Origin of the sequence: Microbacterium sp. CPCC 204701 (assembly GCF_004010105.1) — a bacterium.
GTDB lineage: Bacteria > Actinomycetota > Actinomycetes > Actinomycetales > Microbacteriaceae > Microbacterium.
Genome location: NZ_RRYE01000472.1, coordinates 1 through 2,031 on the forward strand (window position 1 = coordinate 1; position 2,031 = coordinate 2,031).

Annotated in this window: 2 protein-coding genes; both read right to left on the minus strand. The window is 72.8% G+C overall.

Features of this window, described 5'->3' with window-relative positions; genetic code table 11:
- Positions 1–222: 222 nt before the first annotated feature.
- Positions 223–1,338: a mandelate racemase/muconate lactonizing enzyme family protein gene (locus EIO58_RS16915; RefSeq protein WP_127820445.1), complete on the minus strand. Its 1,116-nt coding sequence runs from the start codon at positions 1,336–1,338 to the stop codon at positions 223–225.
- The coding region (locus tag EIO58_RS16920) for a 5-dehydro-4-deoxyglucarate dehydratase (RefSeq protein WP_127820446.1) at positions 1,335–2,031 on the minus strand (697 nt) is incomplete at its 5' end. The genes EIO58_RS16915 and EIO58_RS16920, both read right to left, overlap by 4 nt.

A 2,031-nucleotide genomic window follows, 5' to 3' on the forward strand; every position in this document is an offset into this window, starting at 1 on the left:
CACGTCGGCGGCCGCGCGCAGCCACGCGGCGCGCGTGGCGGCATCCGTCGCCCGCCAGATCGGGGCGGCCGCCGCGGCGGCCGTGGTGAGCGTCTTGAGCTCTTCAGGGGTGGTGGTGGTCATGAATCCTCCGGAGGTTCGGGCGTTTCATCTCGCTCGCGGTTCCTGAGCTTGTCGAAGGGAGAGCTTGCCAGTCGAGACGCACAGGCGAAGCGTGGTCGGTCATGAAAAGCGGATGCCGAGGCCGGCGTGCGGCACTTCGGTCAGGGTGCCCTTGACGATGCGCACGGGCGAAGGGCCGTCCAGCGCGCCGAGCTGGGCGAAGCCGGCATCCTCGACGTCCTCGGCCATCGGCTCGGGGACGCCGGGCACCGAGCGCAGGCACAGGGCGAGCTGCCCCGAGAGCTCGGGCAGGAGATGAGGGTGGACGGCGGCGCCGTACTCGCCCGCGATGGCCGCGATGCCGAGGAACGGCGTGATCCCGCCGACCCGCACGATGTTCGGCTGCATGATCTGCGCTGCGCCCAGCCGCAGGAAGTCTTCGAAGCGGAAGACATTGTGCAGGTTCTCCCCCACCGCGATGGGGATGCCGCTCGACGAGGCCAGGCGCTTCGACAGCTCGACGTGGCCGTACAGGTCGTCGGCGCGCAACGGCTCCTCGATCCAGGCGGGCGCCGCCTCGGCGAGCACCTCGAGGGCGCGGGTCGCCCGGTCGAGCTCCCACCGCTGGTTCGCGTCGATCATGAGCGCACGATCGGGGCCGAGCACCTCGCGCACGGCACGCAGCCGGTCGAGGTCTTCGGCGACGTCGGGCTTGCCGACCTTGACCTTCACGGCCGCGAATCCGGCCTCGACCCATCGCTGGACCTGCCCGACCAGCTCGTCGACCGAGTAGTGCAGGTTCACGCCCGACCCGTACGCGCGCACGCTCTCGCGCTGCGCTCCGAGAAAGCCGGTGAGCGAGGTTCCGGCGGCGCGCGTCGCGGCATCCCACAGCGCGAGGTCGAGCCCCGCCATCGCGATCGTGGTGACGCCGCCGCCTCCGGCCTCGTGCAGGTGCTGCCACAGGGCGCGCCAGCGGGCTCCGGGCTCGGCATCCTGCCCGACCGCGAACGCAGCGATGTCGTGCGCCAGCAGCGCCTGCACGGCCTCGGCCCCGATCTGCGGCGTCCATGAGAAGCCCCAGCCCTCGGTGCCGTCCGAGCGCACCACGTGCGTCGCGATCACGCCGACCGAGGTGACGTCTGCCGCCCACGGCCGTGACAGCGGCACGCGCCGCAGCCGCGCGTCGAACGACGCGACGGTGACGCCTTCGACGTCGGGGGCGGAGAGGGTCACAGCAGCGCCCGTCCCGCCTCGAGGATGCCGGCGAGCCGCTCCTCCTGCTCGGGCGTCGGGTCGACGAGCGGCGCGCGCACAGAGCCGACCGGAAGTCCGCCGAGGCGCAGGCCGGCCTTGATGAGTGAGACCCCGAAGCCGGGGGTGTCGTCGCGCAGCCGCACGAGGGGCGAGTAGAAGCCGTCGAGCAGCTCGGCGCGGCGCGCCTCGTCCCCGGCGACGTACGCGCGGTAGTACGCGTTGGCGACCTCGGGGATCATCGCGAACGCCGCCGACGAGTACAGCGGGATGCCGATGCCCCGGTACGCGCCCTGCGTGAGCTCGGCGGTGAGCAGGCCGTTGAAGAACGCGAAGTCGTCGCGTCCTTCGGCGCGCACAGCGCGCACGATCTGCTGCGCGAGGCCGACATCGCCGACGCCGTCCTTGAACCCGACGACCTTGGGGTTCCCCGCGAGCCGGCGCACCGAGTCGACCGAGTACTGCGCGTTCGCCCGGTGGTAGATCACGACGGGAAGATCCGATGCCGCCGCCACCGCCTCGACGTACGCGACGAGTCCGGTCTGGGGGCCGCCGACGAGGTACGGCGGCAGCACGAGCAGGGCGTCGGCTCCGGCATCCGCCGCCGCCCGTGCGAGCGTGACCGCCTGACCGAGCGGACCGCCGGTGCCCGCGACCACGGGCACGCGCCCGGCG